The organism is Streptomyces phaeofaciens, from assembly GCF_014648915.1.
GTDB lineage: Bacteria > Actinomycetota > Actinomycetes > Streptomycetales > Streptomycetaceae > Streptomyces > Streptomyces phaeofaciens.
Genome location: NZ_BMSA01000014.1, coordinates 169763 through 182488 on the forward strand (window position 1 = coordinate 169763; position 12726 = coordinate 182488).

The window sequence follows — 12726 nt, forward strand, 5'->3', positions numbered from 1 at the left end:
GGTACCGGGTGTCACGACCCCGCCCGCCCGCCTTCCCCGGCCGGCGGACGGCCGCGAGGCACCGGGGTTACGAGTGCCCGAGTTCGGCGGTGTCCTCGTCGGTGGTCGGCGGGACCGAGCCGGAATCCGGGGCCGGACGCAGCGGGAACGGGTCCACCCGGGTCTCGTCGATCACCGGCTCGGCCGGACGCGGGGGCGTCGGCATGACCGCCGCCTCCGAGTGGCCGCCGCAGCCGTAGGAGAGCGAGACGACCCGGCCGTCCGCCGGGGCGAACTCATTGGCGCAGACGCCGAAGGCCTGGCCGAGGGAACCGCCGATGGGCTGGAGGAAGCCACAGCTGACACAGGACGCGGGGGCGGCCTGCGCCATGGGGGTCTTGGGGCCGTAGGCGTCCTCCCAGCGGTCGGCCGCGGTGTGCAGGCCGTAGCGGGACAGGACCCGGGCCCGGCGCATGCCGAGTTCCGCCGCGACCGCCGCGATCGAGCCGCGGATCGGCGCCGAGGGGAGCCTCGCGGGCGCGGACGCCGTCAGGTCCGCGTCCTCCGACTCCGCCAGTTCCGCCATCTCCGCGGAGACCGGGGAGTTCGGCGGGGGCTCCTCCTCGCCGGTGTAGCCCGGTTCGAGCCGGAGATCCTCGGCGTCGGTGGGCAGCAGGTCGCCCGGTCCCATGTCGCCGGGGCGCAGCCGCTCGCTCCACGGGACCCACTCGGGGGCGAGGACCGCGTCGGGGCCGGGGAGCAGCACCACCTCGTCCAGGGTGACGATCTTCGCGCGGGAGGCGCGGGCCACCGTCGCGGCCCAGCGCCAGCCGCGGTAGCCCAGTTCCTTGCACTCGAAGTAGTGCGTGACCACACGGTCGCCCTCGGCGATCAGGCCCACATGCTCGCCGACGACGCCGGGCGCGGCGGCCTCCTCGGCGGCGGTGCGGGCGAGGTCGACCGCCTCGGCGCACAGGCGGTCGGGGGTGCGGCTTCGCGTGGTCGCTGCGCTCACAGGTATCGCTTCTCTCCTACGCCGTCTCTCGAGTGCGCCGGCCTGAAGGCTGAGGGTGCGGACGGAGCGGACCAAAGGGCCGCGTCGACGTCCGCGCCCGATCGCGCTCGGGCGCACCTGCTGTCATCCATTCTGCGGGATGGCCGGGAGGCGCGCGGCCGAGAACAATCACCACGGCGCGCTACGCACGCTACCTGTTCGCGGACGCTCGGCCTACACCGACGGGACGTTTCCCGTTCCCCGCACCGTCCCGACCCCCGTCGCCGGCCGGCTCGCAGCACCCCGCGCACCGCCCCGCACACCCCCGGAATCACAGCTTCGACACCGCCGTACGCGCGGTAACCGCACTACGCACGGCGTTCTCGGGGCACTATGACGGAGTGGCAGCCGCACGCACACCCCAGGGCGCCACCGGGACCGGTGGGACGAAGGGGTTCAAGGGGAGGAGCCGGACCGGCGATTCGGGCCGGGTCGGCGGGTCCGTCCGTGCCGTCGGACGTGCCCTGCACTTCCCGTTCACCGGCACCGCCCGCGGCATCCGCAAGGCCACCCACGCGCACGGCGCCGGGGAGTCCGGCCTCGGCAAGCTGATCGAGCTGCACGCGGTGAACGGCGCCGGCGATGTGATGATCACCGTCGCGCTCGCCTCCACCGTGTTCTTCTCCGTGCCGACCGACGAGGCCCGGGGGCGGGTCGCGCTCTACCTGGCGATCACGATGGCGCCCTTCACGGTGCTGGCCCCGGTGATCGGCCCGCTCCTCGACCGGCTGCCGCACGGGCGCCGGGCCGCCATGGCGGGCGCCATGTTCGCGCGGGCGCTGCTCGCCCTCGTCCTGTCGGGTGCGGTCGTCACCGGCAGTATCCAGCTGTACCCGGCGGCCCTGGGGGTGCTGGTCGCCTCGAAGGCGTACGGGGTGGTGCGCAGCGCCGTCGTGCCCCGGCTGCTGCCACCACGGTTCTCCCTGGTCAAGGCGAACTCACGGGTGACCCTCGGCGGCCTGCTGGCCACCGCGGTCGCCGCGCCGGTCGGGGCGGGGCTTCAGCTGGTCGGACCGCGCTGGCCGCTGTACGGCGCCTTCGTGATCTTCATCGCCGGTACGTTCCTGTCGTTCTCGCTGCCCCACAAGGTCGACTCCGCCAAGGGCGAGGACGTGGCACTGCTCGCCGCCGACGAGGAGCATCTGCACGGCCCGCACCGGCAGCCGGTGAAGCGGCCGGGCCTGCGGACCGTGGGGATCGCCGTCACCCACGCGCTGGGCGCCAACACGGCGCTGCGCTGGCTGTCCGGGTTCCTGACCTTCTTCCTGGCGTTCCTGCTGCGCGAGCACCCGATGACCGGGCAGAGCGCGGCGCTGTCGCTGGGCATGGTGGCGGTGTCGGCGGGCGTGGGCAACGCGCTCGGCACGTCGGTGGGGGCCTGGCTGCGGTCGCGGGCCCCGGAGCTGATCATCGTGACGGTGCTGGCGGTCGTGCTGGGCGCGGCGATCACCGCGGCCGTGTTCTTCGGGGCGGTGGTGGTGGCGGGCCTCGCGGCGATCGCCGGGTTCTCGCAGGCGCTCGCCAAGCTGTCGCTGGACGCGCTGATCCAGCGGGACGTGCCCGAGCAGGTCCGGACGTCGGCGTTCGCCCGCTCGGAGACGCTGCTCCAGGTGTCCTGGGTGTTCGGGGGCGCGGTCGGTATCGCGATGCCGCTGAACGGGGCGCTGGGCCTGTCGGTGGCCGCCTGTGTGCTCGCCCTCGGCTGGGTGACGACCGCCCGTGGCCTGATCGGCTCGGCCCGCCACGGCGGCGGGTCCCGCACCCGTGTGACGTGACCGCGGACCCGCCCCCGCCCCGCGTGGCGTAACACACAGCCACGCCGCACCCCGCGTAAGGAGCGGGTGGGATGTGCCCGATAACCTTCGGCCATGACCACGATGCCCCGCGGCGGAGCCGCTGATGTACCTGGCGTTGTGCGACGCCGCCGCGTCGTCGCCGCCGTCGGCGCTGTTTCCGCCGGACTGCTCGTCCTGTCGGCCTGCGAGAAGCCGACGCCGCTGTCCACGATCACCGTCGGCCGTACCTCGGTCAGCTCCGAAGCCACCTGCGGCGGCGAGGGCGACGCCCTGAAGGCCGCGGACCTGACGAAGTGCCTGGCCGACAAGGACATCAAGTCCATCAGTGTCGACCCGGACGAGACGGTCCGCTTCGGCGTCGACCCGGACGTCGCGGACAAGCGCTGGACGATCCTCATGAACGGCCAGCCGCTCACCGAGGACAGCGACAAGACCTACCGCACCATCCCGGGCAGCGTGTTCTTCAACGCCCAGTACGGCGCCCAGGGCGACTCCACCCTCGTCTCCATCAAGGCGGGCGACGGCAAGAAGGACAGCCAGACGGTGACCGGGCTGTGGTCGTTCAAGCTGAAGAAGGACGACTGACCACGTCCCGCACCCGCATCCTCGTGGCCGCCGCGGTCCCCGCCGAACGGGACGCGGTGGCACGGGCGTTCCCGGAGGCGTCCGGCCGTGTGACGCACCGGCCCGGCATCGCGCTGCACCACGCCGGCGACGGGTACGACCTGCTCGCCGCCGGGGTCGGCCCCGCCCTCGCCGCCGCCTCCGTCTCCGCCGCGCTGACCGCCGCCGTCCTGGAGGACGCGCCGTACGGTCTCGTCGTCTCGGCCGGTATCGCCGGCGGGTTCCAGCCCGAGGCCCCGGTGGGCTCCCTGGTCGTCGCCGACGTGATCACCGCCGCCGATCTGGGCGCGGAGAGCGCGGACGGCTTCCTGCCGGTCACCGAACTGGGCTTCGGCACCGTCACCCACCACCCGCCGAAATCCCTCGTACGGACGGCGGCGACAGCCACCGGGGCCCGCACCGGCGCCGTCCTGACCGTCTCCACGGTCACCGGCACCGCCGCCCGGGCCGCCGCGCTGCGCGCCCGCCATCCCCGTGCCCTCGCCGAGGCCATGGAGGGCTTCGGGGTCGCCGAGGCGGCCGCCGCGCACGGCACCGCCGTCCTGGAGATCCGCGCGGTCTCCAACCCCGTGGGCCCCCGTGACCGTGCCGCCTGGCGCATCGGGGAGGCACTGGCCGCCCTGACGACGGCCTTCGGGAAGCTCGCACCCGCCCTGGAGAGTTGGAACCGACATGACCAGTGACCAGCAGCTGCGGATCGCGTACTCCCCCTGCCCCAACGACACCTTCGTCTTCGACGCCCTCGCCCACGGCCGGGTGCCGGACGCCCCCGCGCTCGACGTGACCTTCGCGGACATCGACCTCACCAACGGCATGGCCGAGCGCGGCGAGTTCGATGTGCTGAAGGTGTCGTACGCGGTGCTGCCGTACATCCTCGGCACGTACACGCTGCTGCCCTGCGGGGGTGCGCTGGGGCGGGGCTGCGGGCCGCTGGTGCTGACGCGGGAGGCCGGTCTCGGACTGGCCGGGCGGACGGTCGCCGTACCGAGCGAGCGGTCGACGGCGTATCTGCTGTTCCGGCTGTGGGCGGCGGAGACCGTGCCCGGCGGGGTCGGCGAGATCGTCGTGCTGCCGTTCCACGAGATCATGCCGGCCGTCCGGGACGGCAAGGTCGACGCGGGGCTCGTGATCCACGAGGCACGCTTCACCTACCAGAACTACGGGCTGCACAAGCTCGCCGACATGGGCGAGCACTGGGAGTCCACGACCGGACTGCCCATCCCGCTCGGCGCGATCGTCGCCAGGCGCTCCCTGGGCGCCGAGACCCTCACCGGGCTCGCCGACGCGATCCGCGCCTCGGTGCGCGCCGCCTGGGACGCCCCCGAGGTCTCCCGCCCGTACGTCATGGAACACGCCCAGGAGATGGACCCGTCCGTCGCCGACCAGCACATCGGCCTGTACGTCAACGAGTTCACGGCGGAACTCGGCGAGGACGGATACGCCGCCGTACGCGGGCTGCTGACACGCGCGGCGGCCGAGGGGCTGGTACCGCCCCTCGGCCCGGATGCGCTGGACTTTCCCTGAACTACACGTCCAACTGGTCGGCGACCGCGCGCAGGAGACCCGCGATCTTCTTGCCGGAGGCCTTCTCGGGGTAGCGGCCCTTCTCCAGCATCGGCGTGATGTTTTCGAGGAGGGTCGTCAGATCCTGGACGATGGACGCCAGTTCGTCGGGCTTCTTGCGCTGGGCGGCCGCGACCGACGGGGTCGGGTCGAGGACGACGACGGAGAGTGCCTGGTCACCGCGCTGTCCGGCGACGACACCGAACTCCACTCGCTGGCCCGGCTTCAGTGCCTCGACTCCGGCGGGGAGGACGGAGGAATGAACGAAGACGTCACCGCCGTCGTCGCGGGAGAGAAAGCCGAAGCCCTTCTCGCTGTTGAACCACTTGACCTTGCCGGTAGGCACGTCTGTCCTCGTCCTCGTACTCGTCGGAAAACTGCTTCGGAAAAACAGTTCTGGAACGGCTCTTGATAGCACTTGGACGGGTCGACCCTGACCCGCCGGTACCAAGGCTAATGGTCTTCGGGCGGCTGACAAGACGTCGCCCGGTTGTTCCTTCGCGCTGGGAACTACCCTGGTCCGGTGCGTGACAAAACCCAAACGAATTCCGCCGCTCCCGGTGACCGACTGATCCGTGCCGGTGCCATCGTGTTCTTCGTCGGCGCCGTGGCCACCCTCGTCACGGTCGCCCCTCTGTTCCTCGGTACGACGCCATTTCCCACATACATGTTCGGATTGAGCATGCTCATGGGTGTCGGCTTCCTGATCGCGGGCGCCGGAGTGCTCCGCTCCGCCGCGGCGGGACGGCGTCAGGCGCGCGAAGCGGCCAGATAGCCGGCGAACCAGGCCGGGAACTCCGTCAGGTCGGCGAGGACCACGTCCGCGCCCGCCTCCCGCAGTTCCCCGGCCCCGCACGGACCGGTCGGCACCGTGACCGACAGCGCGTCGGCGCCGCGCGCCCCGCGGACGTCGCCCACGTGGTCGCCGACGTACACGCTCGCGCCGTGCTCGCGCAGCGCCGTCGCCTTCCGCTCGGCCCACAGGTCGCCGATGACCGCGTCGGCGTCGATGCCGAGGTGCTCCAGGTGCAGCTTGGCGTTGGGCTCCCACTTCGCGGTGACGACGATCGCCCGGCCGCCCGCGGCGCGCACGGCCGCGACCGCCTCCCGGGCGCCGGGCATCGCGAGCGTGCCGCCGACGGCGTACGCCGGGTAGATCTCCCGGTACAGGGTGGTCATGGCGGTGATCCGGTCGGCGGGGAACCAGTTGGCCATCTCCGTCTCCAGCGGCGGTCCGAGCCGGGTGACGACGAGATCGGCGTCGATGTACGTCCCCGTCCGCGCCGACAGTTCGACATAACAGGCGTGGATGCCGGGCCGGGAGTCGATCAGGGTCATGTCGAGGTCGAAGCCGACCGTGGGCGCGGGAGACGTCATGGGGGCCATTCTGCCCAGCTCCCGCACCCGTCCCACTTCTCCGGCTTCTCCGGTACGACTGCCCCGTCCGGCTTCCCTAGGGGGTGTCTCGTCGATCAGGCCGGATCAGGGAGCGGGGTCCGGTGCCGTGCATCGCAAGGCGGAGGAGGGCGTCATGGCGGAGCCATGGCAACCGACGACAACGCCGCGAGGCGCGGTGCCGGACCCCGCGAGCCCGGCATGATCGGCGAGACGCCCCCTAGGTCTGCCGCCGTGACCGCCAGACCAGGAACAGCGCCGTCGCGACCGCCGCGCCCTTGACCACCCAGGGCCAGGTCTCGGCGAGCGCGACGCTCATCCGCCCCTCGGCGATGGGCTCGCCCCAACGGCCCACGGACCGGCCCCACAGCCAGACGATCCCGGCGGCGGCCGCGAGCCCGGGCAGCCAGACCACGGCGAACTTGGTCTCGCGCTCGGTCAGCCGGTGCGAGGCGTAGGCGATGAGCCAGCCCAGGACCAGCGCGAACCAGTTGCCGAGCACCGCGCCGGCGACGAGCGACACGGCGGCCAGCAGCAGCAGGGGGTTGTTCCAGCCGGTCCCGGAACGGAAGAGGCGCGGCAGCCCGCGCCGGCCCGCGGGCGCGTCCTCGTCCCCCGCCGTCTCCGCCTCCGCGCCCTCCGCGCTCCCGAAGGGAACCGGCTCGGACTCGGACTCCTTCGGCCGGGGCCGCTGGAGCAGCTCGGGGATCTCCACACCGCCCACGAAGCCCGGCACCTCGTCGTCGACGACGAAGGAATCGGGCTCGCCCCGCCACCAGTCGGGCGGCCGCACACCGTCGCCCGGCGCGTCCGCACCGCCCCGGCGCGGGGCCGGCAGGTCCGAGGGGGCGGGGGACGGCGTACCCGGGCGGGGCCGCGGCACCGCCCGCCAGAAGCCCTTGGGCCGGGCCGGCTCCCCGTCGGGCGAACCGCTGTCCCGCTGCACGGGCACGGCGGGCGCCGGCTGTTCCCGGGGCGCCCCGGTGCCGTCGTCCGAGGCGGCCGCGACGACGTCGTCGGGCTCGCCGAGGCGCTCCAGGATGCGGCGGACGGCGGCGGGCGAGTCGACGGGCGTCCTGGCACGGCGCCGGTCGATCTCGTTGCGCAGCTCGGAGACGAGCCGCATCCGGGTGGCCGACGACAACTGCCGCTGCTGGGCGACGTCACCGACGCGGCTCAGATACTCGTAGACGACCTGGTCGCTCTCGATCCCCACGGGGGCACGTTATCGCGCAAGGAGGGGGAATCATCCCGTCCACCGCCGGAAGCGGAGGTCCCGCGGCGCAGCCCCCGGGGACGGCGACCCGCTACCGTGGGTCGGATGAGCAGCGATGAGAAGCCGGCGGCGGCTCCCCGGTCCCTCGCGGAAGCGCTCCGCGGCAGGGACGACACCTCCCTTGCCGCCCTCCTGCGCAGCCGCCCCGACCTCATCACCCCGGTCCCCAGCGACCTCACCCAGCTCGCCACCCGCGCCGGCACCCGTGCCTCCGTGGTGCGCGCGCTGGAGCGCCTCGACCGGTTCGCCCTCCAGACCGCGGAGGCACTGGCGGTGGCCGGCGACCCGGCGACGTACGGCGAACTGCTCGGCCTGGTGGCCGGGGACGCCCGCGACCCCGAGGTGACCGCCGCGCTGCCCGGCGCCCTCGCCGCCCTGCGCGAGCAGGCCCTGGTGTGGGGCGCCGACGACCGGCTGCGGCTGGTGCGCACCGCCCGGGAGTTGCTCGCACCGTCGGCGCAGCATCCGTCGCCGACCGGGCTCGGGCCGAGTGTGCAGGAGGCGACGGCCGGGATGTCGCCGGGGCGGATCCAGGAGATCGTGGCGACGGCCGGGCTGCCGTCCACCCATGACTCGGTCTCCGCCGTCGGCGCGCTGACCTCGCTCTTCACCGACCGCAAGCGGATGGCGGGCCTGCTGGCGGGCGCCCCGGCCGAGTCCCTGGAGGTGCTGGAGCGGCTGGTGTGGGGGCCGCCGTACGGGCAGGTCACGCACGATCCCGCGGTGCGGCTGCGCTGGCTGCTGGACCGCGGGCTGCTGCTGCCGACGGCGCCCGGCACGGTCGTCCTGCCCCGTGAGGTCGCCCTGCATCTGCGGGCGGGCCGGGCGCACCGGGCACCGGAGCCGGTGCCGCCGGCCGTGGGCGCGGCGGCCGGCCACCGCCCGCAGGTGGTCGACGCGACGGCGGCCGGACAGGCCTACACGGCCCTGGCGACCGTCGAGGAGCTGCTGCAGGACTGGGACGAGGGCGGACCCGCGGTGCTGCGGGCCGGCGGGCTGAGCATCCGGGACCTCAAGCGGACCGCCGTCGCCCTGGACCTTCCCGAGCCCGTGGCCGCGTTCTGGGTGGAACTGGCGTACGCGGCCGGACTGCTCGCCTCCGACGGCGAGGCCGACGAACGGTACGCGGCGACCCCGGCCTACGACGACTGGCTGGAGCGTCCGCCCGCCGAGCGGTGGGCCCGGCTGGCGGAGGCATGGCTGGCCGCGACCCGGACGTCCGGCCTGGTCGGCGGACGGGACGCGAAGGAACGCGCGCTGTCGACGCTGGGCCCCGGGCTCGACCGGTCCGCCGCGCCCGAGGTGCGGCACCGGGTGCTGGTACTGCTGGCCGGGCTGCCCGAGGGCGCCGCGCCGGACACGGAGGCGGTACTGGCCCGGCTGAGCTGGGAGCGGCCCCTGCGGGGCCCGCAGACCGCGCAGGGCGAGGACGACCTGCGGACCCGGCTCGCCCGCTGGACGCTGGCCGAGGCGGAGCTGCTGGGCGTGACCGGGCGGGGCGCGCTGTCCGCGCACGGACGGGCCCTCCTCGGAACACCGGCCGACCGGGCCCCGAAGGACGCGTCACCGACCCCGCAGGGGCCCGGCGACAAACTGCCCGTCCACCACCGGGCGGGCGCCGCAGGGCCGGAACCCCTGTCCACCACCGGGCGGGCCCGCGCCGCCGCGACCGCCGCCCGGCTGCTCGCGCCGCTGCTCCCCGAGCCGCTGGACCACGTGCTGCTCCAGGCCGACCTGACGGCGGTCGCCCCGGGCCCGCTGAAGCGCCCGCTCGCCGCCGTGCTGGGGGTTCTCGCCGACGTCGAGTCGAAGGGCGGCGCGACCGTCTACCGGTTCACGCCCGCCTCGGTCCGGCGCGCCCTCGACGCCGGTCGCACCGCCTCCGACCTGCACGCCTTTCTCGCCGCGCACGCGCGTACACCGGTGCCGCAGCCGCTGGCGTACCTGATCGACGACGTGGCCCGCCGGCACGGCCGGCTGCGCGTCGGCGCGGCCTCGGCGTACGTGCGCTGCGACGACGACACCCTGCTGAACGAGATCCTCGCCGACAAGCGGGCCACCGCCCTGCGGCTGCGCCGGCTCGCCCCGACCGTGCTGGCGGCCCAGGCCGACCCGGCGACACTGCTCGAAGGGCTGCGCGCGATGGGGTTCGCGCCCGCCGCCGAGTCCGCCGAGGGCGATGTCCTGATCACCCGGGCCGACGCCCACCGCACCCCGCCGCGCACACCGCCCGAGCCGGTCCCGGACGGCCCGCCGGTGCCCGACGCCACCCTGCTGTCGGCGGCGATCCGCGCGATCCGGGCGGGCGACCTGGCCTCGACGGCCCCGCTCAAGCCGGCCGACACCACGGCCCCGCTCGCCCCGGGCGAGCTGCCCCGCACCAGCCCCGCCGAGACCCTCGCCACCGTGCAGGCCGCCGTCCTCACCGGCGAGGCCCTGTGGATCGGTTACGTCAACGCCGAGGGCGCCGCCAGCCAGCGGGTCATCGCCCCGGTCCGGGTCGAGGGCGGCTTCGTGACGGCCTACGACCACACGGCGGACGAGGTCCGGACGTATCCGCTGCACCGGATCACGGGCGTGGCGGAGCTGGCGGGGGACTAGGTCGTGTCCGCAAAGTGGCGTCGTCTGCCCGCAGAGCCAGACGGGACTTTGCGGACACGGCCTCAGGGGGCGTCTCCCCGATCTTCGTTGGCTAACAGTCGCCGACCGGGGCGTCCGCGGGCAGGCCGAAGTGGGCGCGGGCCGCGGACTCCAGCCCGGACGCGTCCGTGGCTCCGTCGAGCCGGTACTCGGCGAGGACGCTGAAGTGGTCCTCCTGCCAGGAGGCGTAGTCGGCGCCGTCCGGCGGCTCCTCCTGCGAGACCACGCGGTAGCCGCCGTGCGGGTCCCGCTCCAGCCGCATCACCTGCGGATAGTGCGAACCGCTGCACTCCTGGAGGCTGCCGTCCCGCACCCCGTACTCCATGCACAGGGTGTCCACGCCGGCCCGCACCCGGCCGTCGTCCTGCCGCAGGTCCAGTGGATCCGCGGCGCAGAACCATCGCGCCCCGAGGGCGGCCTCGCCGTACCCCTCCTCGTCCGCGGCCTGCGCCGTGAGCCGGGCCTCGATCGCGGGCCGTACGGCGTCCCACAGCCCGGCGTCCACCTCACCGGTCGACCCGCGCGCCCACGCCCCGGTCGCCACCAGCACCACCACGGCCCCGACGCCGGGTCCCCAGATGCGTACGGAAGTCACCGCGAGCTCCTCACCGAGCCGCGCGCGCTGCGCGGCTTCCCCCGGACAAGACCGCCGAGAGGGGCTCGGGGTTGCACGCGGGATGGGGCACACTGGACGTTTGGCCGTGCGGAAAGGATGTGCGAACCACGTGAACGGACCGCTGATCGTCCAGTCGGACAAGACTCTGCTCCTTGAGGTCGACCACGAGCGGGCGGACGACTGCCGTCGGGCCATCGCACCGTTCGCCGAGCTGGAGCGGGCGCCGGAGCACATCCACACCTACCGGGTGACCCCGCTGGGCCTGTGGAACGCGCGGGCGGCCGGGCACGACGCGGAGCAGGTGGTGGACGCGCTCGTGGAGTACAGCCGCTACCCGGTGCCGCACGCGCTGCTCGTCGACATCGCCGAGACGATGGACCGCTACGGCCGGCTGACGCTGTCCAAGCACCCCGCGCACGGGCTGGTCCTGACGACCACCGACCGGCCGGTGCTGGAGGAGATCCTGCGCTCGAAGCGGGTCGCCCCGCTGGTCGGCGCCCGGATCGACCCGGACACCGTGGCCGTGCACCCCTCCGAGCGCGGACAGATCAAGCAGACGCTGCTGAAGCTGGGCTGGCCGGCCGAGGACCTCGCCGGGTACGTCGACGGCGAGGCGCACCCGATCGACCTGGACGAGGACGGCTGGGCCCTGCGGCCCTACCAGCGGCAGGCGGTGGAGAACTTCTGGCACGGCGGCAGCGGGGTCGTGGTCCTGCCGTGCGGTGCGGGCAAGACCCTGGTCGGCGCCGGGGCGATGGCCGAGGCGAAGTCGACCACGCTGATCCTCGTCACGAACACCGTCTCCGCCCGGCAGTGGAAGCACGAGCTGGTGAAGCGGACCTCGCTCACCGAGGACGAGATCGGCGAGTACAGCGGGACGAAGAAGGAGATCCGGCCCGTCACCATCGCCACCTACCAGGTGCTGACGACCCGGCGCAAAGGCGTCTACCCGCACCTGGAGCTGTTCGACTCCCGGGACTGGGGGCTCATCCTCTACGACGAGGTGCACCTGCTGCCGGCGCCGGTGTTCAAGTTCACCGCCGACCTCCAGGCCCGCCGCCGGCTGGGCCTGACGGCGACCCTGGTCCGCGAGGACGGCCGGGAGTCGGACGTCTTCTCCCTCATCGGCCCCAAGCGGTTCGACGCCCCGTGGAAGGAGATCGAGGCGCAGGGCTACATCGCGCCCGCCGACTGCGTCGAGGTGCGGGTCAATCTCACCGACTCCGAGCGCCTCGCGTACGCGACGGCGGAGGCGGAGGAGAAGTACCGCTTCTGTGCGACGACCGCGACGAAGCGGAAGGTGACGGAGGCGATCGTGCGGCGCTTCGCGGGCCAGCAGATCCTCGTCATCGGCCAGTACATCGATCAGCTGGACGAGCTGGGCGAGCATCTGAACGCGCCCGTCATCAAGGGCGAGACGTCCAACGCCCAGCGCGAGAAGCTCTTCGACGCCTTCCGTGAGGGCGAGATCAGTGTGCTGGTGGTGTCGAAGGTCGCGAACTTCTCGATCGACCTGCCGGAGGCGACGGTCGCCATCCAGGTGTCGGGCACCTTCGGCTCCCGCCAGGAGGAGGCCCAGCGCCTCGGCCGGGTCCTGCGCCCGAAGGCCGACGGCCACCAGGCCCACTTCTACTCGGTCGTCGCCCGCGACACCATCGACCAGGACTTCGCCGCGCACCGCCAGCGCTTCCTGGCGGAACAGGGCTACGCGTACCGGATCATGGACGCGGACGAACTGCTGGCACAGGACGGCTGAGGCCGGGCCGGGACGGCCGGGGCCGGG

Annotated in this window: 12 protein-coding genes; 7 read left to right on the plus strand and 5 right to left on the minus strand. The window is 73.8% G+C overall.

Annotated features, from left to right (window positions below):
* Positions 1-67: 67 nt before the first annotated feature.
* The gene (locus IE275_RS23725; protein WP_189713392.1) at positions 68-994 is read right to left on the minus strand and encodes a DUF3027 domain-containing protein; all 927 of its coding nucleotides are present in this window, start codon (positions 992-994) and stop codon (positions 68-70) included.
* A 380-nt stretch (positions 995-1374) separates the two neighbouring features.
* Here IE275_RS23725 and IE275_RS23730 point away from each other — a divergent pair, with 380 nt between their 5' ends.
* From IE275_RS23730 to IE275_RS23745, 4 genes are all read left to right on the plus strand, one after another.
* Positions 1375-2808: an MFS transporter gene (locus IE275_RS23730; protein WP_189713393.1), complete on the plus strand. Its 1434-nt coding sequence runs from the start codon at positions 1375-1377 to the stop codon at positions 2806-2808.
* Between the two features lie 93 nt (positions 2809-2901).
* The gene (locus IE275_RS23735; protein WP_189713394.1) at positions 2902-3414 is read left to right on the plus strand and encodes a DUF2771 domain-containing protein; all 513 of its coding nucleotides are present in this window, start codon (positions 2902-2904) and stop codon (positions 3412-3414) included.
* Positions 3384-4136: a futalosine hydrolase gene (locus IE275_RS23740; RefSeq protein ID WP_189713395.1), complete on the plus strand. Its 753-nt coding sequence runs from the start codon at positions 3384-3386 to the stop codon at positions 4134-4136. The genes IE275_RS23735 and IE275_RS23740 overlap by 31 nt, the downstream gene beginning before the upstream one ends.
* Positions 4126-4977, plus strand: a complete 852-nt coding sequence (locus tag IE275_RS23745) for a 1,4-dihydroxy-6-naphtoate synthase (protein ID WP_189713396.1) — start codon at positions 4126-4128, stop codon at positions 4975-4977. Before IE275_RS23740 ends, IE275_RS23745 begins: the two co-directional genes overlap by 11 nt.
* Position 4978: 1 nt before the next feature.
* Here the strand turns inward: IE275_RS23745 and IE275_RS47095 are convergent, their stop codons facing one another.
* Positions 4979-5362, minus strand: a complete 384-nt coding sequence (locus tag IE275_RS47095; protein WP_189713397.1) for a cold-shock protein — start codon at positions 5360-5362, stop codon at positions 4979-4981.
* A 177-nt stretch (positions 5363-5539) separates the two neighbouring features.
* On the opposite strand from IE275_RS47095, the gene IE275_RS23755 reads away from it, so the two are divergent.
* A complete protein-coding gene (locus tag IE275_RS23755) occupies positions 5540-5791 on the plus strand; it encodes a hypothetical protein (protein WP_189713398.1) in 252 nt (83 codons plus the stop codon).
* Here the strand turns inward: IE275_RS23755 and IE275_RS23760 are convergent.
* Together IE275_RS23760 and IE275_RS23765 are read right to left on the minus strand one after the other, a co-directional pair.
* Positions 5767-6402, minus strand: a complete 636-nt coding sequence (locus IE275_RS23760; RefSeq protein ID WP_189713399.1) for an HAD family hydrolase — start codon at positions 6400-6402, stop codon at positions 5767-5769. The two genes, IE275_RS23755 and IE275_RS23760, sit on opposite strands and share 25 nt — an antisense overlap.
* 229 nt (positions 6403-6631) lie before the next feature.
* Complete coding sequence (locus IE275_RS23765; protein WP_189713400.1) at positions 6632-7627, minus strand: hypothetical protein; 996 nt, start codon at positions 7625-7627, stop codon at positions 6632-6634.
* 105 nt (positions 7628-7732) lie between these two features.
* On the opposite strand from IE275_RS23765, the gene IE275_RS23770 reads away from it, so the two are divergent.
* The gene (locus tag IE275_RS23770) at positions 7733-10288 is read left to right on the plus strand and encodes a helicase C-terminal domain-containing protein (protein ID WP_189713401.1); all 2556 of its coding nucleotides are present in this window, start codon (positions 7733-7735) and stop codon (positions 10286-10288) included.
* Between the two features lie 91 nt (positions 10289-10379).
* Here the strand turns inward: IE275_RS23770 and IE275_RS23775 are convergent, their stop codons facing one another.
* Positions 10380-10922, minus strand: coding sequence for a hypothetical protein (locus IE275_RS23775; protein WP_229870480.1), 543 nt, complete (start codon positions 10920-10922; stop codon positions 10380-10382).
* Positions 10923-11052: 130 nt separating this feature from the next.
* On the opposite strand from IE275_RS23775, the gene IE275_RS23780 reads away from it, so the two are divergent.
* Entirely contained in the window at positions 11053-12699 is a 1647-nt protein-coding gene (locus IE275_RS23780; RefSeq protein ID WP_189713402.1) for a DNA repair helicase XPB, read from the plus strand.
* Positions 12700-12726: the final 27 nt, after the last annotated feature.

What these genes read in the sequence shown, in the direction of transcription:
- IE275_RS23760 (WP_189713399.1), bottom strand. Translation starts at nt 6,402, where the DNA reads ATGGCCCCCATGACGTCTCCCGCGCCCACGGTCGGCTTCGACCTCGAC.
- IE275_RS23745 (WP_189713396.1), top strand. Translation starts at nt 4,126, where the DNA reads ATGACCAGTGACCAGCAGCTGCGGATCGCGTACTCCCCCTGCCCCAAC.
- IE275_RS23735 (WP_189713394.1), top strand. Translation starts at nt 2,902, where the DNA reads ATGACCACGATGCCCCGCGGCGGAGCCGCTGATGTACCTGGCGTTGTG.
- IE275_RS23770 (WP_189713401.1), top strand. Translation starts at nt 7,733, where the DNA reads ATGAGCAGCGATGAGAAGCCGGCGGCGGCTCCCCGGTCCCTCGCGGAA.